This is a genomic window from Rhodococcus sp. T7 (genome assembly GCF_009872365.1).
Classification (GTDB): Bacteria; Actinomycetota; Actinomycetes; order Mycobacteriales; family Mycobacteriaceae; genus Rhodococcus_F.
In genome coordinates this window covers 1-21,767 of the sequence record NZ_WXYH01000028.1, presented here as the reverse complement: position 1 = coordinate 21,767, position 21,767 = coordinate 1, and the positions used below count along the sequence as shown (strand labels likewise).

General features: G+C 68.5%; 22 protein-coding genes. 12 read left to right on the top strand and 10 right to left on the bottom strand.

Annotated elements, in window-relative coordinates:
* Positions 1–124: 124 nt before the first annotated feature.
* From MLGJGCBP_RS04385 to MLGJGCBP_RS04375, 3 genes are read right to left on the bottom strand one after another with little or no spacing between them, the layout of a single operon-like run.
* A complete protein-coding gene (locus MLGJGCBP_RS04385; RefSeq protein WP_160094197.1) occupies positions 125–1,039 on the bottom strand; it encodes a DUF5926 family protein in 915 nt (304 codons plus the stop codon).
* Positions 1,040–1,072: 33 nt separating this feature from the next.
* Entirely contained in the window at positions 1,073–1,837 is a 765-nt protein-coding gene (locus tag MLGJGCBP_RS04380) for a glycerophosphodiester phosphodiesterase family protein (RefSeq protein WP_160094196.1), read from the bottom strand.
* The gene (locus MLGJGCBP_RS04375) at positions 1,834–2,829 is read right to left on the bottom strand and encodes a DUF4328 domain-containing protein (RefSeq protein WP_160094195.1); all 996 of its coding nucleotides are present in this window, start codon (positions 2,827–2,829) and stop codon (positions 1,834–1,836) included. Before MLGJGCBP_RS04375 ends, MLGJGCBP_RS04380 begins: the two co-directional genes overlap by 4 nt.
* 457 nt (positions 2,830–3,286) lie before the next feature.
* Here MLGJGCBP_RS04375 and MLGJGCBP_RS04370 point away from each other — a divergent pair, with 457 nt between their 5' ends.
* Positions 3,287–5,068 carry a hypothetical protein gene (locus MLGJGCBP_RS04370; RefSeq protein ID WP_160094194.1) on the top strand — a complete coding sequence of 594 codons (1,782 nt, stop codon included), beginning with the start codon at positions 3,287–3,289 and terminating at the stop codon, positions 5,066–5,068.
* Here the strand turns inward: MLGJGCBP_RS04370 and MLGJGCBP_RS04365 are convergent, their stop codons facing one another.
* A complete protein-coding gene (locus tag MLGJGCBP_RS04365; protein WP_160094193.1) occupies positions 5,069–5,935 on the bottom strand; it encodes a S49 family peptidase in 867 nt (288 codons plus the stop codon).
* Between the two features lie 41 nt (positions 5,936–5,976).
* On the opposite strand from MLGJGCBP_RS04365, the gene MLGJGCBP_RS04360 reads away from it, so the two are divergent.
* Both MLGJGCBP_RS04360 and MLGJGCBP_RS04355 read left to right on the top strand, forming a co-directional pair.
* Positions 5,977–6,906 carry an LLM class F420-dependent oxidoreductase gene (locus tag MLGJGCBP_RS04360; RefSeq protein WP_160094192.1) on the top strand — a complete coding sequence of 310 codons (930 nt, stop codon included), beginning with the start codon at positions 5,977–5,979 and terminating at the stop codon, positions 6,904–6,906.
* A 153-nt stretch (positions 6,907–7,059) separates the two neighbouring features.
* Positions 7,060–7,371: a DUF3303 domain-containing protein gene (locus MLGJGCBP_RS04355; protein ID WP_160094191.1), complete on the top strand. Its 312-nt coding sequence runs from the start codon at positions 7,060–7,062 to the stop codon at positions 7,369–7,371.
* Between the two features lie 50 nt (positions 7,372–7,421).
* Here the strand turns inward: MLGJGCBP_RS04355 and MLGJGCBP_RS04350 are convergent, their stop codons facing one another.
* On the bottom strand, positions 7,422–8,015 hold the full coding sequence (locus tag MLGJGCBP_RS04350) for an Rv1733c family protein (protein ID WP_160094190.1): 594 nt from the start codon (positions 8,013–8,015) through the stop codon (positions 7,422–7,424).
* A gap of 108 nt (positions 8,016–8,123) precedes the next feature.
* Positions 8,124–9,065 (bottom strand): AraC family transcriptional regulator, encoded by a 942-nt coding sequence (locus MLGJGCBP_RS04345; RefSeq protein ID WP_160094189.1) that lies wholly within the window; start codon positions 9,063–9,065, stop codon positions 8,124–8,126.
* Positions 9,066–9,231: 166 nt separating this feature from the next.
* On the opposite strand from MLGJGCBP_RS04345, the gene MLGJGCBP_RS04340 reads away from it, so the two are divergent.
* Positions 9,232–9,702, top strand: coding sequence for an anthrone oxygenase family protein (locus MLGJGCBP_RS04340; RefSeq protein ID WP_160094188.1), 471 nt, complete (start codon positions 9,232–9,234; stop codon positions 9,700–9,702).
* Positions 9,703–9,710: 8 nt separating this feature from the next.
* Here the strand turns inward: MLGJGCBP_RS04340 and msrA are convergent, their stop codons facing one another.
* A complete protein-coding gene (gene msrA / locus MLGJGCBP_RS04335; protein WP_160094187.1) occupies positions 9,711–10,421 on the bottom strand; it encodes a peptide-methionine (S)-S-oxide reductase MsrA in 711 nt (236 codons plus the stop codon).
* Positions 10,381–11,574: an acyltransferase family protein gene (locus tag MLGJGCBP_RS04330; RefSeq protein WP_160094186.1), complete on the bottom strand. Its 1,194-nt coding sequence runs from the start codon at positions 11,572–11,574 to the stop codon at positions 10,381–10,383. The genes msrA and MLGJGCBP_RS04330 overlap by 41 nt, the downstream gene beginning before the upstream one ends.
* A 258-nt stretch (positions 11,575–11,832) precedes the next feature.
* On the opposite strand from MLGJGCBP_RS04330, the gene MLGJGCBP_RS04325 reads away from it, so the two are divergent.
* Positions 11,833–12,456: a superoxide dismutase gene (locus MLGJGCBP_RS04325; protein ID WP_087561170.1), complete on the top strand. Its 624-nt coding sequence runs from the start codon at positions 11,833–11,835 to the stop codon at positions 12,454–12,456.
* Positions 12,457–12,573: 117 nt separating this feature from the next.
* Positions 12,574–14,013, top strand: a complete 1,440-nt coding sequence (locus MLGJGCBP_RS04320; RefSeq protein WP_160094185.1) for an amidase — start codon at positions 12,574–12,576, stop codon at positions 14,011–14,013.
* A gap of 3 nt (positions 14,014–14,016) precedes the next feature.
* On the opposite strand, the gene MLGJGCBP_RS04315 is transcribed toward MLGJGCBP_RS04320, so the two are convergent.
* Entirely contained in the window at positions 14,017–15,366 is a 1,350-nt protein-coding gene (locus MLGJGCBP_RS04315; RefSeq protein ID WP_160094184.1) for a hypothetical protein, read from the bottom strand.
* A gap of 475 nt (positions 15,367–15,841) precedes the next feature.
* Between MLGJGCBP_RS04315 and MLGJGCBP_RS04310 the strand changes: the two genes are divergently transcribed.
* The 5 genes from MLGJGCBP_RS04310 to MLGJGCBP_RS04290 all read left to right on the top strand — a co-directional run bounded on the left by MLGJGCBP_RS04310 (position 15,842) and on the right by MLGJGCBP_RS04290 (position 20,903).
* Complete coding sequence (locus tag MLGJGCBP_RS04310) at positions 15,842–16,369, top strand: peptidase (RefSeq protein ID WP_087561244.1); 528 nt, start codon at positions 15,842–15,844, stop codon at positions 16,367–16,369.
* Between the two features lie 281 nt (positions 16,370–16,650).
* Complete coding sequence (locus MLGJGCBP_RS04305; protein ID WP_160094183.1) at positions 16,651–17,355, top strand: TMEM165/GDT1 family protein; 705 nt, start codon at positions 16,651–16,653, stop codon at positions 17,353–17,355.
* 81 nt (positions 17,356–17,436) lie between these two features.
* The gene (locus MLGJGCBP_RS04300; protein ID WP_160094182.1) at positions 17,437–19,113 is read left to right on the top strand and encodes an FAD-dependent oxidoreductase; all 1,677 of its coding nucleotides are present in this window, start codon (positions 17,437–17,439) and stop codon (positions 19,111–19,113) included.
* A 13-nt stretch (positions 19,114–19,126) separates the two neighbouring features.
* The gene (locus MLGJGCBP_RS04295) at positions 19,127–20,575 is read left to right on the top strand and encodes an ATP-binding protein (RefSeq protein ID WP_160094181.1); all 1,449 of its coding nucleotides are present in this window, start codon (positions 19,127–19,129) and stop codon (positions 20,573–20,575) included.
* Positions 20,568–20,903 carry a UBP-type zinc finger domain-containing protein gene (locus MLGJGCBP_RS04290; RefSeq protein WP_160094180.1) on the top strand — a complete coding sequence of 112 codons (336 nt, stop codon included), beginning with the start codon at positions 20,568–20,570 and terminating at the stop codon, positions 20,901–20,903. The genes MLGJGCBP_RS04295 and MLGJGCBP_RS04290 overlap by 8 nt, the downstream gene beginning before the upstream one ends.
* 46 nt (positions 20,904–20,949) lie before the next feature.
* Here the strand turns inward: MLGJGCBP_RS04290 and MLGJGCBP_RS04285 are convergent, their stop codons facing one another.
* Positions 20,950–21,297 (bottom strand): hypothetical protein, encoded by a 348-nt coding sequence (locus MLGJGCBP_RS04285; RefSeq protein WP_160094179.1) that lies wholly within the window; start codon positions 21,295–21,297, stop codon positions 20,950–20,952.
* Positions 21,298–21,453: 156 nt separating this feature from the next.
* Here MLGJGCBP_RS04285 and MLGJGCBP_RS04280 point away from each other — a divergent pair.
* Positions 21,454–21,767 (top strand): SDR family NAD(P)-dependent oxidoreductase (locus tag MLGJGCBP_RS04280; RefSeq protein ID WP_160094178.1); only part of this gene is annotated, 314 nt, incomplete at its 3' end.

The window sequence follows — 21,767 nt, the reverse complement described above, 5'->3', positions numbered from 1 at the left end:
TGAGCGGCGTCGCAGACACGGCTGGCGCACCGCGCGCAGCGGGCGGTTCCATCTAGGCGGCTCCGCCGCCCGTGCGCCGTTCTGGTTGCTGTAGCTACCAGAAAGGCGCACGAGTGCGAAGCGCCTAACGCAGGGTGACCTGCCGGCCCCGCAGTCCGTCGCGGGCGCGTCGTTCCTCGGTGGTGAGGGGCGCGTCGACGGCCAGGGCCTCGGCCAGTCGCTGACCGAGTTCGACGGTGGCGGCGGCCCATTCGTTCGCATGCTTCTCGCGGTCCAGGTCGAACACCGGGACCAGCAGTCCGTGGGTCCGGAACGACCCGGCGTAGCGCGAACCCTCACCGAGGTGCAGGCCGCCGGTCGCGTGCACGCGCGCCAGGGCCAGCATCAGATCGTCCTCGTTCTCCGGGCGCACCCAGCGGATGTGCGCCTTCTCGCCTGCGTCGACCCACCATGCGGCGACGACGCCCTCGGCCTCGACCCGCGCGGACGGCATGATCGCCGCATTCGCGTGCTGCACGGTGGCCGCGACCTCGGGGGCCGGCTCCACACCTTCCGGGATCCACCAGTTGAAATCCTGGTGCACGGTGATGTCGAGCGGTGCGTCCGCGTCGATCACGTCGGCAAGCGCCGGGGTCTCGGATCCCGGGTTGGCGGAGGCCAGCGATTCGCCGCCGGCGGCGTCACGGACCCAGACGACGGACGCGGCCAGGTCGGCGCCGAGGTCGGCCGAATGCGCCTGAACCTGCACACCGACGAATCCGGTGGCACTGTCCCCCTCGTCGCGGACCAGCGCCGCGACGGCTCCGGGCAGCACGGTCGCGAGCGTCACCGGACGGGACGAATCCTTCACGGGAAGCGGGGCGGTCGCCGACGGGACGAACTCGCGCAGCGCCACCAGATCGCATTCGGCGGCGAGGCCTTCGAACGGCCGGGTCACGGCCGCCGCGGCGCTCTCCCGTTCCGCCTGCCGCTGCGCGAGCTTCTCGGCGCGGGCACTGTCGGGCTTCGGACCACTGTTTCTCTTGCTCTTCTTTGCCACGACGCCAAAACCTACACGCCGACGCCGGTCAGGTCAGGAGGCCAGCCACTTCTTGGTGCGCCCGGGGTGGTTGGTGGCCACCCAGCTGACCCCGAGTTCGCGGCACAGTTCGACGTCGCTGCGGTTGTCGACGGTCCAGCAGTACGTGGCCCGTCCCGCGGCGGCGGCCTTGTCGACGATGTCCGGGTGTTCGTGCAGTGTTTTCACCGACGGGCCGACCGCGGTGGCGCCGACGGTGGTCGCGGCTCCCCCGCCGAGGTACCGGGCGGATTCGCCGAGCAGCACGGTCGGGAGCATCGGCGCCGACCGGCGGATCCGCCACACCGCTCCGGCGGAGAACGACATCACGACGGCACGGGAGTGGTCGGCGGACGGGGGTGTGGCGATGCCGAAGCGTTGCAGTTCGGCGAGGACCTTGCTTTCGACGAGGCCGCCGAACCGCACGGGGTGCTTGGTTTCGATGAAGAGTTTCACCGGGCGCGCCGTCCAGTCCAGTGTGAGCGCGATCAGCGCGCTCAATTCGAGGAGTTCGGCGGGCTCCTCCTCGGTCCCGTAGTTGAACTCCGTCAGTTCCTCGAGGGACATCTCGCTGACGACGCCGGTGCCGGTGGACGTCCGGTCGACGGTGCGGTCGTGGACGCACACGAGGTGGCCGTCCCGGGTGAGCCGCACGTCGCATTCGAGTCCGTCCGCGCCTTCTTCCAGTGCCAGTTCGTAGGCGGCGAGCGTGTGTTCCGGCATGGCCGCGGATGCGCCTCGGTGGGCCACCACCAGGGGCCCGCGCCGGTCGGGGCTCACGACGCGACGGCTTCCCGGTCGGCGTCCCCGGACGTCTTCTCCGCCGACTTTACGGCGGGCTTGTCCGCATCGGTCCGCGGCAGCGGATCGGTGGCGATCACCCAGCGGGTGACGGGTTCCTTCGCGCCCTTCAGTGTCCGGCCCTCGAGCCGCCGGAGCACCATCAGCGCGAGGAGGGCGGTCGCCGAGGCGACCAGCGCCGTGAACGCGGCCAGCAGAACGCCGTCCGCCATGGCCTGCAGCCCCGGCCTGGACCGCCAGAACCAGTTGAAGACGACGAGCACGGCGCCGAAGACCCACAGACTCCACCAGGCGCGGACCAGCAGGACCGCGCGGGGGTCGCGGCGGATCACCTCGAGCAGGAACACACCCGGCATCACCAGGTTCAGGCCCGGCACCGCACACCCGACGACTATGTCGGTGGGCGTGCGCGGGTCGGACTTCTTCGCCCTGGCGAACGTGCGCCGACGCATGCGCAGCAGCCAGCACACTCCGGCGATGCCCGACAGCAGCGCGAAGAGCATCCCGCCTGCCTGGCCGAGAAACACGGCGATGTCGGACACGGCGAGCACGGTGGGGTCGATCAGCCGGGTCCGGTTGCGGAGGAGGACGGCGTACCGGCCGAGTTCGGCGAGCACCCCGAACGCGTACAGGCCCGTGGTGATTATGAGGAAGCGCGCGGCCTTGTCGGCGAGCAGTTCCGGCCAGTCGCGGCGCGTGGAGGGGGCGTCGACGTGATCGTGGAGTCCCCAGCGGGGGATCTCGGTGTAGTGCGGGGTGGGGCTCGGTGTCGACGGCTCGTCGGCGAGACCGCTGCGCTGCAGCGGAGGTCGCGCGATCCAGCGGAATCCCCGGCTCGCGGGCGGCTGGTTGTGGTCGGTCCGCACGGGGGCGAGCAGCACACCGTGGCAGCGCGGGCACCACTGCGCCGGGGCGCCGAGGACCGGCCACCGGGCCGCGCACCGCGCGCACACCTGAACGACGACGCTCATGCCCTCCGCACCCACTTCACATTGCCGATTCTGTCACGGCCCGCGAATACGGGCAGCCCACGACCGAATCGTCCTTTTTGGGGAGAATGTGTGAGCTGCACCACCGGAAATGCCGAGTTATCCACAGTTTCCACAGGTTCATACACAGTTATGGACAGTGTGAGTAGTGCTTATACACAGGTCAGAGCGCATGTGAATCCGTGATTGTTGACAGCTTCGAGTGAACGGTCCACAGCGGTGGATGAACTTGACATCGCGGCTCGGTAAACAATCGGTATCGGGTGACCGACGGCTCGGCCCGGAATTACCCCTCCAGTTCGGATCGCCCGCGAAGCGACCCGAGAACTCCGGACCGGCCGTCGTCTCCCCCACCTGTGCCGGGCGAAAATGTCCCGACACTTGATCTGACGCAGCCCGGCGCGGTTTGGTTCCACCCAATCTGTAATCTCGGAAACCGATGACGGAAGACGCCGGTTCGCGGTGGGACCTCGGGCCCGCCCGTGTCCTCCGGGTGGCCGCCGCCCTGATCGCGGCGCAACTTCTCGTGCGGACGTGGGTGGCCGCCAACAGCGACTTCTACTGGGACGATCTGATCCTCGCCGGGCGCGGCGGCAGCCTCCCCCTGTTCTCGGGCGACCTCCTGCTCTACGACCACGACGGCCACCTCATGCCGGGAGCATTCCTGGTGGCGGGTATCGCGACGCGGATCGCGCCGTATCAGTGGATCCTGCCGATGCTGACGATGGTCGCGCTGCAGGCGGTGGCGTCGTACGCGGTCTTCCGGTTGCTTCGCAAGATCCTCGGGCCGCGGCCCGTACTGCTGGTTCCGCTGGCGATCTATCTGTTCTCTCCGCTGACCGTGCCGGCGTTCGCGTGGTGGGCGGCGGCGCTCAACGCGCTGCCTCTGCAGATCGCGCTGGCGTGGGTGGCAGGCGACGCCCTCGAACTGTGCCGCACCGGACGGCGGCGGTACGCCGTGTCGGGCACGCTCGTGCTGATCGCGTCGCTGCTGTTCTTCGAGAAGTCCGTCGTCGTGCCGTTCGCCGCGTTCGCGACCGTCGCCTTGCTCGCGCACGTCGGCGAGATGGAGCGGCCGGTGCGGTCGACGTTGCGGCGGGGCGCGGCCCTCTGGATCCCGTCGGCGGGGGTGCTCGCGGTGTGGGCCGGGTTCTACTTCTCCACCGTCGCGTCGCAGTGGGAATGGGCGGGGGCGTCGCGCGCGTTGGAGTTGCTCCACCACGGCACGTCGCTCGGGCTGCTGCCCACGTTCGTGGGTGGGCCGTGGACGTGGGAACGGTGGATTCCGAGCCCCCCGTGGGCGTCCCCGTCGACGACGCTGGAGGTGGTCGGCTGGGTCGCCCTGGTCGTGGCGGTCGTCGCGACGGTCCGGCTGAAGCGCCGGATCGGCTGGGTGTGGGTGCTCACGGCCGCGTACTTCCTGCTGTCGGTGACGGCGATGGTCGTCACCCGGTGGGGCGCGGACACCACGTACGAACTGGCGCAGACGCTGCGCTACTTCACCGACACCGCGGTGATCCTCGCGATCGCCGTCGCCGTGATCGCCCGTGCACCCCGTCGCCGAGCCGAGCCGGTCCGGGTGCGACCGCTGGTTGCGGCCGGTGCCGTGGTCGCGTTCGTCGCGAGCAGTCTGTGGTCGACGTACACGTTCACCCGCAGCTGGGAGGAGAACCCGACCACCGACTACCTCGCGACCGCGCGGGCGTCGCTCGCCGACCATAAGGACGCGCCGATACTCCAGCAGCCCACGTCCATCTGGGTGCTGTTGCCGGTGGCGTACCCGAACAACCTGGTGAGCCGGGTTTTCGCCCCGCTCCGCGACCGCCCCGCGTTCTCCGACAGCACCCCCGACCTCCGGATGATCGACGACGCCGGTGCGGTGGTCGACGCCCAGGTGACGTGGGTGCGCGCGATCGAGCCGGGTCCCGTCCCGGACTGCGGGCACCTGGTGGAGCGGCGCGGTTTGGAACCGATTCCCCTCGACGGGCCGCTGACCGGCTGGGAGTGGACGACGCAGCTCAACTACCTGGCTACGGCGGACGGTGAGATCGCCGTGGCGATGGAGGACGGCAGCCCGGTGCGGGTGCCGGTGCACCGCGGCCCGAACTCGGTGTTCGTGCGACTCACCGGCGGCGGTCAGAGCCTGCGCGTGAGCACCCTGACCCCGGACCTGTCCGTGTGCATCGGAGTGGGCCCGGTCGGGGTGGTCGTGCCGAAGTAGTTACCGCCCGTACCGCGACCAGGCGACGCGGGCGTTCGCCGCACCGACGACCGCGGCGGCCACGTCGTCCCAGCTCGCGGCGGGCAGCCCGAGTTTCGCGAAGAGGGAGCGGCGCGGCCCGGTCATCTCGATCGTGGCGTCGGGGAACCGCTTCTCCACCACCTCGCGCAGGGTGCCGATCCCGTCGACGATGCCGAGTGCGACGGCTCGGCGCCCCAGCCAGACGTCGCCGTCGAACAGTTCCGCCTCGGCCGCCTTCAGCTTGTCCCCGCGGCGGCCGACCACCCAGTCGCGGAACTCGTCGTGGATGCCTTCCTGGATCGTGTTCAGCCACTGCACGTCCTCGGTCTTCTCCGCGAAGAACGGGTCGAGGCGGGCCTTCGCCTCGCCTGCCGAATGCAGCCGGCGTTCGATGCCGAGGCGGTCGATCAGTTCGGAGAACCCGAAGCCCGCCGAGATGACGCCGACGGAGCCGACCACCGAAGTCGCGGTCGCGTAGATCTCGTCGGCCGCGCAGGCAAGCCAGTAGCCGCCGGACGCGACGACGTCCTCGCAGAACGCGAGCACCGGCAGTTCGTGTTCGGTGGCGAGCTGACGGATGCGGGCGGCGATGTATTCGCTCTGCGTCGGAGATCCGCCGGGACTGTTGATCAGCAGCGCCACCGCCTTCGCACCGTGTGCGGTGAACGCGCGCCGCAACGGTTCCTCGACGGATTCCGCGCTCAGCACCCGCCCGAAACCCGCTCCGCCGGACGCGATCATCCCCTGCAGCCGCACCACCGGGACCACGCCGGCGCCGGAGCCGCCGAACGCGTCGGGCAGCTTGTCGGCCAGCGGTTTCGGCAGGTTCAGTGGGATCTTCGCCATGAAATCAGCGTACCGATCACGGATCGGGCAGAGTGGTTCACATGGAGTTGCGAATCTTTACCGAACCCCAGCAGGGTGCCACCTACGACGATCTTCTGGCGGTGGCGCAGGCCGCCGAACGATTCGGATACGGCGCGTTCTTCCGCTCGGACCACTACCTCGCGATGAACACCGAGGGCCTGCCCGGGCCGACGGATGCGTGGATCACGCTGGCGGGCATCGCCCGCGAGACGTCCACGATCCGTCTCGGCACCCTGGTCACGTCCGCGACGTTCCGGTACCCCGGACCGCTGGCGATCTCGGTGGCACAGGTGGATCAGATGAGCGGCGGACGCGTCGACCTCGGCATCGGCGCCGGCTGGTACGAGGAGGAGCACCAGGCGTACGGCATCCCGTTCCCGCCGCTGAAGGAGCGGTTCGAGCGGCTCGAGGAGTCCCTCGCCGTGATCACCGGACTGTGGCGCACCCCGCTCGGGGAGACGTTCTCCTACGACGGCACGCACCTGACGGTCAAGAATTCGCCGGCACTCCCGAAGCCGCGGCAGCCGCAGGGTCCGCCCGTACTGATCGGCGGCACCGGTAAGAAGAAGACCCCCGCGCTGGCCGCGAAGTACGCGAACGAGTTCAACGTCCCGTTCCAGTCGATCGACGAGACGCGGGACGTGTTCGAACGGGTCCGGCTCGCGTGCAAGACGATCGACCGGGACCCCGAGGAGTTGGTGTACTCCAACGCGCTCGTCCTGTGCTGCGGGCGGACGGAGGAGGAGATCGCGAAGCGCGCCCTCAACATCGGACGCGAGGTCAGCGAACTGCGGGAGAACGGACTCGCCGGGTCGCCCGCCGAACTCGTCGACAAGATCGGCCGTTACGCCGAGGCCGGGTCGCAGCGGCTCTACCTGCAGACCCTCGACCTCGCCGACCTCGACCACCTGGAACTGGTCGCCAGTGAGGTCGTCCCGCAGCTGAGCTAGGTGGAGGCGGAACCGCCCATCACACGCTCCGTTCGAGACCGGCAGGTTCGTTCGGCGGGCTCAGCAACGTTCCGTTCCCTCTCCGGCGGTGGAATGCTCGAGGTACGTCCGGAACGACCGTGCGTCGACTCCACGAGGAGATGAACAGGTGCGATGAAGTACGTGATTACGTGGACGGTGCGTGAGGGCGGTTCCGCCGCCGAGAACGAGGAGGCCGCACGGCGGAGCCTCGAAGTGTTCGCGAGATGGACGCCGGCCGAAGGGGCCACCTTCCATCAGTTCCTCGGCCGCCTGGACGGCACCGGGGGATTCGCCTTCGTCGAGGCCGACGACCCGAACGACATCCTGGACGGTCCGACGAAGTTCGGGCCCTTCTTCGACTTCCACGTCTACCCGGTCGCCGACATCGCCGTCACCACGCAGGCCGCGCAGCACGCGGTCGAATTCCGGGGTTCGATCAGCTGATCGACTCCCGCTCAGTGCTCTGTGCCGGGTGGTCGAGTCCTGATCCTCGCTCAGTGCCGGGTCGTCGAATCCAGGAACTGGCGGAGGTCGCGGTCCCACTGCGCGTCGCGGGAGCGGTTCAGGGAGGCACGGCAGATGAGGAAGCCGGACAGCGCGATCATCATCACCGCGAACCAGGTGAACAATCCGGCGATCACGCCGGCCACGCGGGCGGCGGACGACGACATCGGTTCGGTGGTGAGGTTGCCGTCGGCGTTGACCCAGATGTCGTGCTTCGTTCCCGAGGGCGTGGCGGGGTCGACGGTGATGTCGGCGTGCCGGGTTTCGTTACCCCAGGTCCACTTGGCGGGGGCGGTGTCGACGCCCGACGGTGCGACGTCGGAGGAGACGGACACGCCGGTGGAGTCGGCGAGCGTGGTGGCGGTGACGGTGCGGTAGTCCGCGACCTGCTTCTCCGCCAGCGTCAGCTGACTGTCGATGGTCCGGGCGCCCACGAGGATGGCGAGGGGCAGCATCGCGAAGGCGAGCACCACGACGGCGAGGGTGAGCATGTTCTCGATCCGGTCCGAGCGCCGGATCAGCGGGTTGTGCCGCTGACGGGCCGACCGCTTACGCAGCCCCCGTGCTTGAGAGTTGTTCCACATTCCGGATCCGGTCCTCTCGCCGACAATTCCCTACCATCCAGAGTCGTACGCAAGGCAAACAAGATCAAGTCGATCCGGTGTGTTATTGGGCACTGCGCCGTAATACACTCATCGGCTCCCCGCCATCTCACGATGCTCCTTCGGGCTCATTCCGCGCACGCGTTTGAACGCCGCACTCAGCGCAAATGCACTTCCGTACCCCACCCGCTGCGCCACCGATGCGACCGTCGCGTCGGGTTCGCGGAGCAGATCCGCGGCCAGGGACAGCCGCCAGCCTGCGAGGAAGGTCATGGGCGGTTCGCCGACGAGTTCCGTGAACCGGCGTGCGAGGGCCGCCCGCGACAGTCCGGTTTCCGCGGCGAGCGACTCGACCGTCCACTGGCGTGAGGGGTTGTTCTGCAGGATGCGCATCGCCTTGCCGACCACCGGGTCGCCCTGCGCCCGCACCCAGGACGGCGCTTCGGCCGCCGGCCTCGCGAACCAGGCGCGCAGCACGGCGATCAGCAGCAGGTCGAGCAGGCGGTCGAGGACTGCTTCCTGCCCGGGTTCGTCACGCACCACTTCGTCGTGCATGAGTGTGACGAGCCGGGAGTCCCAGTCGGCGCGGCGCTGCACGACGAGTTCGGGGAGCGCGGACAGCAGTCGCCGGCTGATCTCGCCGGGGGTCTGATAGGTGCCCGTCAGCATCACGGTGCGGCCGTTCGCGCTGTTGCCCCAGGTGCGCACGCCGAGGTCCATCGCCTCGGCGAGCGGTTCGCCGCGGAGCGTCGTGCAACTCTGGTCGGGGTTGATGATCACGTGCGGCGGTGTGTCCGGGTGGTCGGCGACGACGTACCGCTCGGGTCCGCGGATGATCGCGACGTCGCCTTCGGTGAGCTGCACCGGTTCGCCGGTGTGCGGGAGGATCCAGGCTTCGCCGCGGCCCATCGCGACGAGGCTGAGCGGCGCGTGATCGTCGATCTGCAGCGACCACGGCGGTTCCATGATCGATCGGAGCACGAACGCTCCGGCGGCGCGGGGACCACTGATGAGACCGGCTAGGGGATCCACGCCTCCAGCGTAGACGCTCGCGTATGGAACAGCGCTCTTCAAGCATGGAAGGTCTCGCTGCCCCCGTCTTGACTGAACACATGACAACCACTCCGCAACACGCGCCCCGCGACTTCACCGACTACGTCCGCGCCGCGGCAGCGGCCGGGGTCTGGAGGGTTTGATCATGGAGCGCTATCTGACGATCGTCACGGCGGTCGGTGCCGGTGTGGTGGGCGGTGTGATGTTCGCGTTCTCCACGTTCATCATGACCGGGCTCGGTCGCCTGGACCCGGCGCAGGGCATCTCGGCGATGCAGGCGATCAACCGCGAGGCGCCGAATTTCTGGTTCATGACGGTGCTGTTCGGCACCGCGCTGACATCGATCGCGCTCGCGATCGTCAGTGTGGTGCGGCACGACGGTTCGGCGGTGTACGCGGTGATCGCGTGCGCGCTGTATCTCGTGGGCATCGTCCTGACCATCGTCTACCACGTGCCGCACAACAACGCGCTGGACGCGATCGACCCCACTGCGGCGGGCTCGGCGGACTACTGGCGCGACTACGTGTCCGGATGGACGGGGTGGAACCACGTGCGGACCGTCAGCGCCATCGCGGCGTCCGCCGTGCTCACGTGGTCCGCGACCCGTGGTCGATAGTCCGGGATCTACGAGGGCGGCAGGATGTCGGTCTGCGCCGGGACCTCGTCCTGCTTCAGCAGGCCGACGGGGCAGCTGACGCCGGTGGCGTGCACGGGGCAGTATCCGCCGGGGTTCTTCGCGAGGTACTGCTGGTGGTAGTCCTCGGCGTAGTAGAACTGCGTGAGCGGGGCGATCTCCGTGGTGATCGCGCCGTACCCGGCCTCGGCGAGCCGCTTCTCGAAGGCCTCACCGGTGGCCTCGGCGATCTCCACCTGCTGTTCGTCGATCGTGTAGATGGCCGAACGGTACTGCGTTCCCTGGTCGTTGCCCTGCCGCATGCCCTGCGTGGGATCGTGGTTCTCCCAGAACTCCTTGAGGATCTCGGCGTACGAGATCACCTTCGGATCGAAGACCACGAGCACCACCTCGGTGTGCCCGGTGCGTCCAGAGCAGGTCTCCTCGTAGGTGGGGTTCGGCGTGTAGCCGCCTGCGTACCCCACCGCGGTGGTGTAGACGCCGTCGAGTTGCCAGAACTCCTTCTCGGCGCCCCAGAAACATCCCATGCCCAGCACCGCGGTCTGCATGCCCTCGGGGAACGGGGGTTTCAGGGGGTGACCGTTGACGTAGTGCGTCGCCGGAACCGGGATCGGCAGACTCCGTCCGGGGAGTGCGTCCTCGGCGGTGACCATCACGGACTTAGCGGCTGCTCGACCCAGAAGCTCGTCGTACCAAGACATGGTTCGATGCTACGCGCGGTGCCGGAGTGGTCTCCCGGGCGAGCGCCGACTGCATGCGCATCCGCTCGGCGCGGGCGGTGACCCAGCCCGTCGCGGGCACCTCCACCCACCGATAGAGCGCCTCCGACACCAGCGCCGTCACCACCAGAAACGCGACCACGGCACCGGTCTCGCCGAACGAGCCGACCGTGTGCTCGTACACGCGGTAGAGGATCAGCGTGTGGACGAGGTAGATCGCGTAACTGCGCGTCGCGGTCCACCGCACGACGGCCCAGTGCGCGGCGGGCCCGTCGTACCGGCCCACCAGCACGACGCACGCGGTGACGACGGCGAACGTCCAGAGGTAGTGATCGCCCGCCCAGTACACCCGGAAGTCGGTGGCGAGGCGGATCACCTCGACCTGGGCCAGCCCGGCGACGACGATCCACCGGCAGTCCGCGAGCCGTGCCCAGCCGAGGTAGATGATCTGCCCGAGGAACACGGCGGGCAGCGTCGCGGCGATCTTCGACAGCATCGGGACCGTGTACGGCTGCGGCGCGTACAGGTTGTAGAGCAGGATCAGGGCGCAGATCGAGGCGCCGGCCATCGGCATCGCGATGGGCAGGGTGCGCAGCACGGGACGCGCGGCGACGCAGGCGAAGTAGAACAGGATCTGCACGGCGAGGGTCCACGTGACCCCCAGCACCGCGACCTCCGGTTTGAGGAAGAACCCGCCGAGCACGAAACTCAGCGCGGCGTCGATGTTCGACACACCGTCCTGCCCGCTGAACATGCCGTTGATGCCGAGGCGGACCAGCACGATCGCAGCGAGGACGGCCACCCAGAAGGCGGGAAGGATGCGGCCGAGCCGATTGAACAGAAAGTGCCCGGGTTCGTGGCGAATGGCCGAACGGGTGATCAACAACCCGGTCAGCATCATGAAGACGGCGACCCCGAGAAACGACAAATGCTGATTGAGTCCGCCCCGCTCGATGAAGATCTGATAGACGACGTCGATGAACCACCATCCGGTTCCGAGGTCGTCGATCAGATAGAACGAGATGTGCGAGTAAATCACGGCCAGTACTGCGAAAAAGCGGAGCAGATTCGCGCCCGTGAGCTCCACACGCGGCGCGGCCGCCTGCGAATCTGCAACGGGTATCAGCGAAGGCATCGCGTCAGCTTAAGGTTCCGTTCACCGCTCGGACGAATTCTCACGACATTCAGTGTCGCCGCGCCAGCCTTTTTTCGGGTGCCCGAACTTTCTGTTCCGGGAATCGCTCCGTGACCCCAACTGTTGCGCAGGATGTACCAATGAGATTGGGTATATACCCGAGAACGATTCGCCAAAGGCGGGTGTCAGACGCGTGTCCACGTGTCGTCGACACCCGGAACACACCAGGGCTCACAGCCCGTTGATGAAGGGACCCTCGTGTCTGTTTACACGCTGCCGGAACTCCCGTACGACTATGCAGCTCTCGAGCCGCACATCTCCGGCAAGATCATGGAACTGCACCACGACAAGCATCACGCCGCGTACGTGACCGGTGCCAACACGGCGCTCGACAAGCTGGCCGAGCTCCGCGAGTCCGACACCCTGCCCGCCGTGGTCAACCTGCACGAGAAGAACCTCGCCTTCCACCTGGGCGGCCACACGAACCACACCGTCTTCTGGAACAACCTCTCCCCGGACGGTGGCGACAAGCCGACCGGTGAGCTCGCGGCCGCGATCGACGACCAGTTCGGCGGCTTCGACGCGTTCCGCAACCACTTCTCGGCCAACGCCAACGCCATCCAGGGCTCCGGCTGGTCCATCCTGGCCTGGGATTCCATCGGCCAGCGTCTGCTCATCGTCCAGCTGTACGACCAGCAGGGCAACATCCCGATCGGCCTCACGCCGCTGCTGCTCCTCGACATGTGGGAGCACGCCTTCTACCTCGACTACCAGAACGTCAAGGGCGACTACGTCAAGGCATTCTGGAACATCGTGAACTGGGCGGACGTCTCCGCTCGCTTCGAGAAGGCACGCACCCAGACCGCGGGTCTGATCGTCTAGTCCTCGCTTTTCGCGGCCACGGGCGCCCGGAACACCGTCTCGGTGTTCCGGGCGCCCGTGCTCGTTTCGGGTGCGAAATCCTGTCCGAGCAGGCCGAGCGTCCAATAGGCTTCACAAGTGACCGAGTTCAGCACCCCCGCCAGGGACGACGCCGTCGTCCACGCCTTCCGCGACGACGCGCTCGGCGACCTCGACGCCACCGGTCTCGCGGGCCGGATCGCCGCTGGCGAAGTGTCGGTCCGTGAGGTGACGGAGGCGGCGATCGCGCGCGCCGAGTCGGTCGGGCCGGCCCTGAACGCCCTGGCGTTCGCCGATTTCGACCGCGCGCTGACGGAGGCGGACCGACCCCACGAGGGCGTCTTCGCGGGAGTGCCGACCGTCATCAAGGACAACGTGGACGTCGCCGGAGTGCCCACCCAGCACGGCAGCGTCGCGTTCGCCGCGAAACCCGCCCTGGTGGACAGCGACTTCGTCACGCAGTACCTGTCCACGGGTGTGCTCTCGCTGGGCAAGAGCAGGCTGCCCGAGTTCGGGTTCAGTGCGTCCACCGAGTTCATGGACGCCGAGGCCGTGCACAATCCGTGGAATCCCGCATTCTCGCCGGGTGCGTCCTCGGGTGGTTCGGCGGCGCTCGTCGCCTCGGGTGTGGTACCCATCGCACACGCCAACGACGGCGGCGGATCCATCCGCATCCCCGCCGCCGCCTGCGGGCTCGTCGGCCTGAAGCCGTCCCGCGGGCGGACCGTCCCCGACGCCATGGACAAGACCCTGCCGATCCGGATCATCGCGCAGGGCGCCGTCACCCGCTCGGTGCGCGACACCGCACGGTGGCTGGCGGCCGCGGAACGCTACTACCGCAATCCCACGCTGCCGCCCATCCGGTTGGTGGAGGGGCCGAGCAGCACCCGCCTGAAGGTCGGGGTGGTGGTCGATTCGGTCACCGTGACCTGCACGGACGACGAGACCCGCAAATCGGTCCACGCGACCGCCGACCTGCTCGCGGATCTCGGCCACCACGTCGAGGAGTGCCCGATGCCGGTGGGCACGTCGTTCGTCGAGGACTTCTGCATCTACTGGGGGTTCCTGTCGTTCGTCATCTCCAGCAACGGCAAGCGGATGCTCGGACCGGACTTCGACCGCGACGCCACCGACAACCTGACGCGCGGACTCGCCGCGATGTACCGCAAGAACATCGCGAAGACGCCGCGGGTGCTGTACCGGTTGCGGCGCACGTACCGCGAGTACGCGCAGATCTTCCAGAAGTACGACGTGATCCTGTCCCCGACCCTGGCGCACACCACTCCGGAGCTCGGATACCTCTCGCCGACGCAGAGTTTCGAGGAACTGTTCGACAAGCTGATCGCCTACACGGCGTTCACGCCGTTGAACAACGCGTCGGGCGGGCCGGCCATCTCGCTGCCGATGCACGAGACGTCCCGCGGTCTGCCGCTGGCGTCGCACTTCTCCGCCGATCATGGCGACGAGCGGACCCTGCTCGAGTTGGCGTTCGAACTCGAGCAGGCCGCGCCGTGGCGTCGGATCCAGGACGCCGGCTGACGGTCAGGCCCTGCGCCGCACGCCCATCCACACCACGGCGCCTGCGAGCAGCACGGTGGTGATCCCGAAGCCGACGGCGAGGTGCTCGGCGGTGAGAATCGGCGCCGGTGCGGACAGGGTGCGCGTCACCGCGACCGGTTCGGCGAGCACCGTCGCCAACTGATTCTGCTGGGCCGACGTCCGCACCGGCATCGCCGCGACCCCGTTGTTGAGGTCCGTGGACAACTGCCCGGACAGCGTCTTCAGCTTCGCGAACCCGTCGACGATCTGAGAGGTGGCGCCCTCGAGCATCGCAGGCGCCTGATCGGCGATCGGGACGATGCCGTCGTTCAGTTGCCGCGCCCCGCTGCTCAGCTGATCGCTGGCGTCGGTGAGTTGACCCATCGCCACGCGCACGAGTTCGCCGAGGTCGGTGTCGGGGCCGACCTGTCCGCCGAGCAGGCCGGGCACCGAACCGAGTTGTGAGGAGAGCAGGTCGAGGTCGGCACGGACCTGCCGGAGCGACGGGACCACGTCCGGTGCAGCGGGAGTGCCGTCGAGGACGCGGATCGCGTCGTCGATCCTGGTGCGCATCTGGGTGGCGCTGTCGTTCGCCTCGCCCAGGGTCAGCCCGAGCGCGCTCAACCGGTCCGCGAGATTGTTGGCCGTCCCCGACGTCTCGCCGACCACGCCCGCCACCTGATCCGCCACACCCAGCAGTTGCACCGAGCCGGCTCGGGCCGTCTCGAGATACGGGAGCAGGGTGTCGGCGCCCTCGGTGAGTTGTTGCGCCGCATCGTCTGCCGCGGCGGTCCCGGCCGCGAGGAACCCGGCCGTCATTCCCGCCTGCTGGAACCGCGTCCGCGACGAGGACATGTCCGCCAGCAGGTCCGTGATGCCGTCCGCGCCGATCTGGGAGGACACCACCCCGGTCAGTTCCTCGGACGCGGCAGAGTCGGAACCCGCGACGTCGACGTCGAGGGTCGCCTGCCGCGGCTTCGCACCCCACACCGAGGACACCGCCTCGCTGAAGTCCTGGGGCACGGTCACCGTGGCGAACCAGTCGCCGCCCGCCGCCGCGCCCGCGTCGACCACCTGCCAGTCGAACGCCTCGTTGGCCTCGAGCTTCTCGATCAGGGTGTCGCTCGCCCGCACCGGTTTTCCGTCCACGGTCGCGCCGGCGTCGGTGTTGACGATCGCCACCGTCCGGCTGTCGGCCGCGCCGTCGCCGAGAAACACGTATCCGAGCCCGCCTGCCGATGCCAGGACCAGACCGGCCATGGCGGCCGCGACGACCCGCCGCGGTGTGAGGACCTTTCGCGTCGACTCGGTTTTGGCGTGATTCGCGGAATTCCGTGTGCGCTCAGAGGTCATTCCGGTGAGGATAGGTGCCTTTCGTAGCGGCAGATTGTGACGACTCTGAGGATTCTCTGAGACATTCTTGCCCCGCTGAGATGTCGACCCCGCGGCGACAACTAGAACGACAACGCGAGCGAGAGGGCGATGTCGAACGCCGAGAACGTTCCTTTGAGACCCTGGAATCGAAATTCACTACGGGGTCCCTGTTTTCGCGAGGGTGCGGCCGTGGTCCGCCGGGGACGGGACGAGTCCGTCGGGCACGTGCATTCGGGATCGTGCCTCGCGGTAAACCTGCAGTAAAGCTGGCAGTTTTCTGTACGTCGGGCCGCCGCATGCCGTTTACCCCGTGAGTGCTTTTGCGTTCCCCAGGGGCGATTAGCACTCACATGCTCTTGTGTGCCAGGCATTGTCGGGCGCATCCTTCAAGTACCCAACGAGGTGTGCAGAACCAGTCGTGTTCGCAGCGTGTCATCACACCGAGGAGGCAGAGATGAACAGGGACGGCTACATCGGCATCTCGCCCTTCCAGGCCGCGGGTACTTTGCGGGGATTTGTCATTTCCGGGCGCTGGCCCGATACCACCAAGGAATGGGCTCAGCTCCTGGCGCTCGCCGTGCGGGTGGCGTGCGTTCCGGGGTTGCTCCACACCACCACGGTCTTCGGCGCGCACGAGGATCTGCCGGAGGAACCCGAGCCCGAGACGGTCGGTCTCGTGGTGGCCGAGGGCACCGTCCTCGGGGAGTTCGCGCTCGCTCCCGGCCGGTTCGCGGATCATCTGCCGCCGGCGCTGATGATGCTGCACCCGCCGTCGGAGACCACCCCGTCGCTTCCCGAGTGCGCGGGCGCGGCCTCGGGCTGCGTCCTGCTCCCGGGTCTCCCCCACCTCGGGCTCGAACACCGGGCGGCGTGGGTGGAGGCGGAGGCGGACGGGACCGTGACGTCCATGGTCAGCCGGGTCGGCATCGACCCGATCAGCGATCCCGACACCGCCGTTTTGGCCATGCTGCTGGCCTCGTGAGGGTATCCGAAGTTTGAGCTCCCGGGAGCCCAAACTTCTTGTCGCTTTTGCCTTTTCGTTCAGCCCTCGCTAACGTGGGTCGCAACGAAGGGGAGTAGCCCCCAATCGCCTGTGTCGACATACTGGCGCGGCAATCTCGCACTGCGAGGTTCCGGGCCCGGCCTGGCGGACCGGTTCCGACACCGGTGGGCGAGACCTTCGGCCGACAGACGCATCGCCGCGTCTGCCAGGCCGGAGGAATCCATTCCATCCTCCGACCCACTACTGGAGGAGGATTTGCCGTGCTGACCGCCGCGCTGCTGAGTTTCGGCGTGATCTTCGTCGCCGAACTGGGCGACAAATCCCAGCTGATGGCCATGACGTTCGCCCTGCGCTACCGCTGGTGGGTCGTCATCGCCGGCATCACCGTCGCGACCACCGTGGTCCACCTGGTGTCGGTGGCCGTCGGCCACTACCTCGGTGTCGCGCTGCCGACCGCGGCGATCAGCGTCGTCGGCGGTGTCGCGTTCCTGATCTTCGGGGCGTGGACGCTGCGCGGCGACAACCTCAGCGAAGACGCGCAACTCAAGGCCCGCCGCGCCACCCGCTCCGCGTTCCTGGCCGTCACCTCCGCGTTCTTCCTCGCCGAACTCGGCGACAAGACCATGCTCGCCACCATCACCCTCGCGACCGACCACGACACGATCGGCGTGTGGATCGGCTCGACCGTCGGCATGGTGGCGGCCGACGCCCTGGCCATCGTCGTCGGCGCCGTGCTGGGCAAGCATCTGCCCGAGAGCGTCATCCGCATCGGCGCGGCCGTGCTGTTCTTCGCGTTCGGCGTCTGGCTGCTGCTCGAGGGCCTGTTCCCCGGCAACATCGCCGGCCCGATCGCCGGGGCCGCCGTCGTCGTTCTGGCACTGGCCGGTGCCGCCGGACGCGCCGTGTGGTCGCGGCGCCGCCGAGGGGCCGTGGCCGAGCAGGAACAGATGCAGCGCCAGGACTGAACCCGGTCGACAAAGACGCCCCCTCGGGCAATACTCGGAAGCCTCGAATACCTCGCAGTTCTCACGGACGAGAGGGCGTGTGTGAACCATCCCGTAGCGAGCGGCAAGCCCGCGATTCTCACCGTCGACGACGATCCCGGGGTGTCGCGCGCCGTCGCCCGCGACCTGCGGCGCCGATACGGTGAGAAGTACCGGATCATCCGCGCCGAATCCGGCGAATCCGCGCTCGACGCGATGAAGCAGATGAAGCTGCGCGGCGATCCCGTCGCGGCGATCCTCGCGGACTACCGCATGCCGGCGATGAGCGGGATCGAGTTCCTCGAGAAGGCCATCGATCTGTACCCGGTCGCGCGCAGGGTGCTGCTCACCGCGTACGCCGACACGGACGCGGCCATCGAGGCGATCAACGTCATCGACCTCGACCACTACCTGCTCAAACCGTGGGATCCGCCCGAAGAGAAGTTGTACCCGGTGGTCGACGCGCTGCTCGAGGCGTGGGCGTCGTCAAATCACCACCCCGCCGAGGAAACGAAGGTCGTGGGGCATCGCTGGGCGCCGCGGTCTTCCGAAGTGCGCGAGTTCCTGGCCCGCAACCAGCTGTCGTACCGCTGGTACATGTCGGACGAGCCGGAGGGCGGGCGGTTGCTCAGCGCGGCCGGCGAGGACGGCGGTCGTCTGCCGGTGGTGATCTGCGCCGACGGCGAATGCCTGGTGGAACCGTCGGACACCGAACTGGGCCGGCATCTCGGACTGCGGACCGACCCGTCGGAGAACTTCTACGACCTCGTCGTCGTCGGCGGCGGCCCGGCCGGTCTCGGTGCCGCCGTGTACGGCGCGTCGGAGGGTCTGCGCACCGCGCTGATCGAGCGGACGGCGACCGGTGGGCAGGCGGGTCAGAGTTCGCGCATCGAGAACTACCTCGGGTTCCCCGACGGCGTGTCCGGCGCGCAACTCGCCGAGCGGGCCCGCCGGCAGGCCACCCGGTTCGGGGCCGAACTGATCACCACCCGCGACGTCGTGGCGCTCGAGGTCAACGGCTCGGCGCGGACGGTCCGGTTCGCGGACGGCGACACCGTCGACGCGCACACGGTCATCCTGGCGACCGGCGTCTCCTACCGGCGTCATCCCGCGCCCGGCGTCGACGACCTCACCGGCCGCGGCGTCTACTACGGTTCCGCCGTCACCGAGGCGGCCCGCTGCACCGACCAGGACGTGTACATCGTCGGTGGCGCCAACTCCGCCGGTCAGGCCGCCGTCTACCTCTCGCGCGGCGCCCGGACGGTCACCATCGTCGTGCGGGCGCAGTCGCTCGAGGATTCGATGTCGTACTACCTCGTCCAGCAGATCGAACGGAACCCGCGCATCCGCGTGCGGCCGTGCACCGAGGTGATCGGCGTCGAAGGCGACGCGCACCTCGAGAAGATCCGGCTGCGCAACAACGCGACCGGCGACGAGCAGACCGTCGACGCCGGATTCCTGTTCCTGTTCATCGGCGCCGCCCCGCGGACCGACTGGCTCGACGGCGTCGTCGCGCGGGACGAGAACGGGTTCGTCGTGTCCGGTCCCGACCTCGTCGTCGACGGCAAGCCGCCGCGCGGCTGGCCCCTCGACCGCCTCCCGCACCACCTCGAGACGAGTGTTCCCGGCATCTTCGCCGCCGGGGACGTGCGCTCCGAGTCGGCGAAGCGGGTGGCGTCGGCGGTCGGGGAAGGCGCCATGGCCGTGATGCTCGTCCACCGCTACATCGGCCAACCGTGACCAGGGGCAGACCATGAGCCGACTTCCGTGCGATCCCCCCGTGTTGAGGACGCTGTTCCTCTTCGAGAAGCTCACCGACCACCAGCTCGAGCAGCTCTGCGAGAAGGGGCACGTCGAGCTGATCGAACCCGGGCCGGTGTTCGCGGAGGGTGAGATCGCGACGTGCTTCTACGTGCTGATCGAAGGCGAACTCGTGCTGAGCAAGCTGTCGGGCGGCGAAGACATCGAGTTCAACCGGACGACCCAGCGCGGCGTGTACGCCGGGGCGTGGCAGTCGTATCTCGGCGACCGCGCACCCCAGACGTACACCGCGTCGATGCGCGTCACCGCCCCGTCGAAGTTCTTCGTCCTCGACGCCGACCGGTTCGGGCAGCTGATGCGTGAATGGTTCCCGATGGCCGTGCATCTGCTGGAGGGGCTGTTCTTCGGCAACCAGAACGCGAAGCAGGTCGTCGACCAGCGGGAACGTCTCCTCGCGCTGGGGTCGCTGTCGGCGGGGTTGACGCACGAACTGAACAACCCGGCGGCCGCCGCGGTCCGGGCGACGGCGTCGCTGCGCGACCGGGTGTCGCACATGCGGCAGAAGCTGGGCGTGATCGCCTCGGGTGTGTACGACAGGCAGGCGCTGGCCACGTTGATCCGGTTGCAGGAAGAGGCCGCGGAACTGGTGGCGAAGGCGCCGACGCTGACCCCGCTCGAAGCGTCCGACCGCGAGGACGAACTCGGCGACTGGTTCGACGACCACGGCGTCTCCGGCGGCTGGGACCTGGCGCCCACGTTCGTGCAGGCCGGGCTCGACGTGCCGTGGCTCGAGCGGATCGTCGCGAGCGTCGACGACGAATCGATGGTCGAGAGCGCGATCCGCTGGCTCAACTACACCATCGAGACCGAACTGCTGATGAACGAGATCGCCGACTCCACGGCCCGGGTGTCCACGCTGGTGAACGCCGCGAAGCAGTACTCGCAGATGGACCGCGCCCCCTACCAGCGCGTCGACCTGCGGGAACTGCTCGACAGCTCGCTGGTGATGCTCGGCCGCAAGATCGGCGATTCGGTGACGGTGGTGAAGGAGTACGACCCGGCGCTGCCGCTGATCCCCGCGTACGCCGCCGAACTCAATCAGGTGTGGACGAACCTCATCGACAACGCCGTCGCCGCCATGAACGGCCACGGCACCCTCACCGTCCGCACCCGGCGCGACGGCGACATGGCCCTCATCGAGATCGGCGACACCGGACCGGGTGTGCCCGAAGAGATCCGGTCCCGCATCTTCGAACCGTTCTTCACCACGAAACCCGTGGGCGAGGGAACTGGGCTCGGTCTCGACATCTCCTGGCGCATCGTCGTGAAGAAGCACCGCGGCGACCTGCGCGTGGAGTCCGAACCGGGCGACACCCGATTCCAGGTCCGCATTCCGATCGAACCCGAAGTCGCAGCAGCAGAAGGAGTTACCGATGGGTGAGCTGGACGGAATCGACCCGAGCGTGCCGCCGAGCGGAGACGGCTGCGTCGAATGCGACAGCGCCGGCGGATGGTGGGTGCACCTGCGCCGCTGCGCGCAGTGCGGGCACATCGGTTGCTGCGACTCGTCACCGGAACAGCACGCCACGGCCACCGGCCACCCCGTCGTGCGGAGCTTCGAACCGGGCGAGTCGTGGTTCTGGAACTACGCCACCGAGACGGCCTTCGAGGGACCTGAACTTGCTCCGCCGCAACATCATCCGATCGACCAGACGGTCCCCGGTCCCGGCTCGCGCGTTCCGCCGGACTGGCAGGCGTACATCCACTGACGCCAGTCCCGCGCTCGACGTGTCCCTGCAGGGGTGCCGAGCACGGTCAGAGTTGCGCGAAACGGTGCGCCGTCGCCGCGTCCTGCTCGTCGTACCGGTCCAGCGCCGCTTCGAATTTCGCCTTCAGGTCGAGGGCGTAACGCTCGTGCGCGGCGAACGTCCCGACCGCCGAATTCTCTTCGGCGACGCCCGGGCCGCCGATCGCCGTCGCCCGGAACCGCGCGGCCAGTTCCGCCGCCGACCGCAGATGGGTTTCGCCGAGACCGAAGTTCTCCGGTGCGAGTTCGCGGTGCGCCCGCCCCCGCAGGTCCTGCATGTCCGCCGCCAACGTGTCGCACGCGGCGATGCACCGCACCAACGCGTCCCGATCCACTTCGAGCCGATCCTCGATCATCCGTCCCCCTACGGTCGTCGCTCCACCCGCGAGAGAAACTACCCGCTCTCCCGCCTGTAATGCTTCCCTCGCCTCTGCCGTCACGCCGAGCGACCGTTATGGTGCAGGTCACCAGGGTCGGCCAACGGAGGTCGCCGGAAACGAAGGATGCGAACTGTGGAAATTCAGGGAACCGCCGCGCTGGTCACCGGAGCGGCCTCGGGCCTCGGTGCCGCCACCGCCAAACGTCTCGCCGGCGCCGGAGCCACCGTGTTCGGACTCGACCTGCAGCAGTCCATCGAACGCGCCGGCGACAACGTCCCCGACGGTGTCACCCTCCTCGCCACCGACGTCACCAGCGGCGACGAGGTCCAGGCCGCGATCGAGAAGATCGTCGAGTCGGGTGTGCCGCTGCGCATCGTCGTCAACTGCGCCGGCGTCGGCTGGGCCGGCCGCATCCTGTCCAAGAAGGGCCCCCACGACCTCGAACT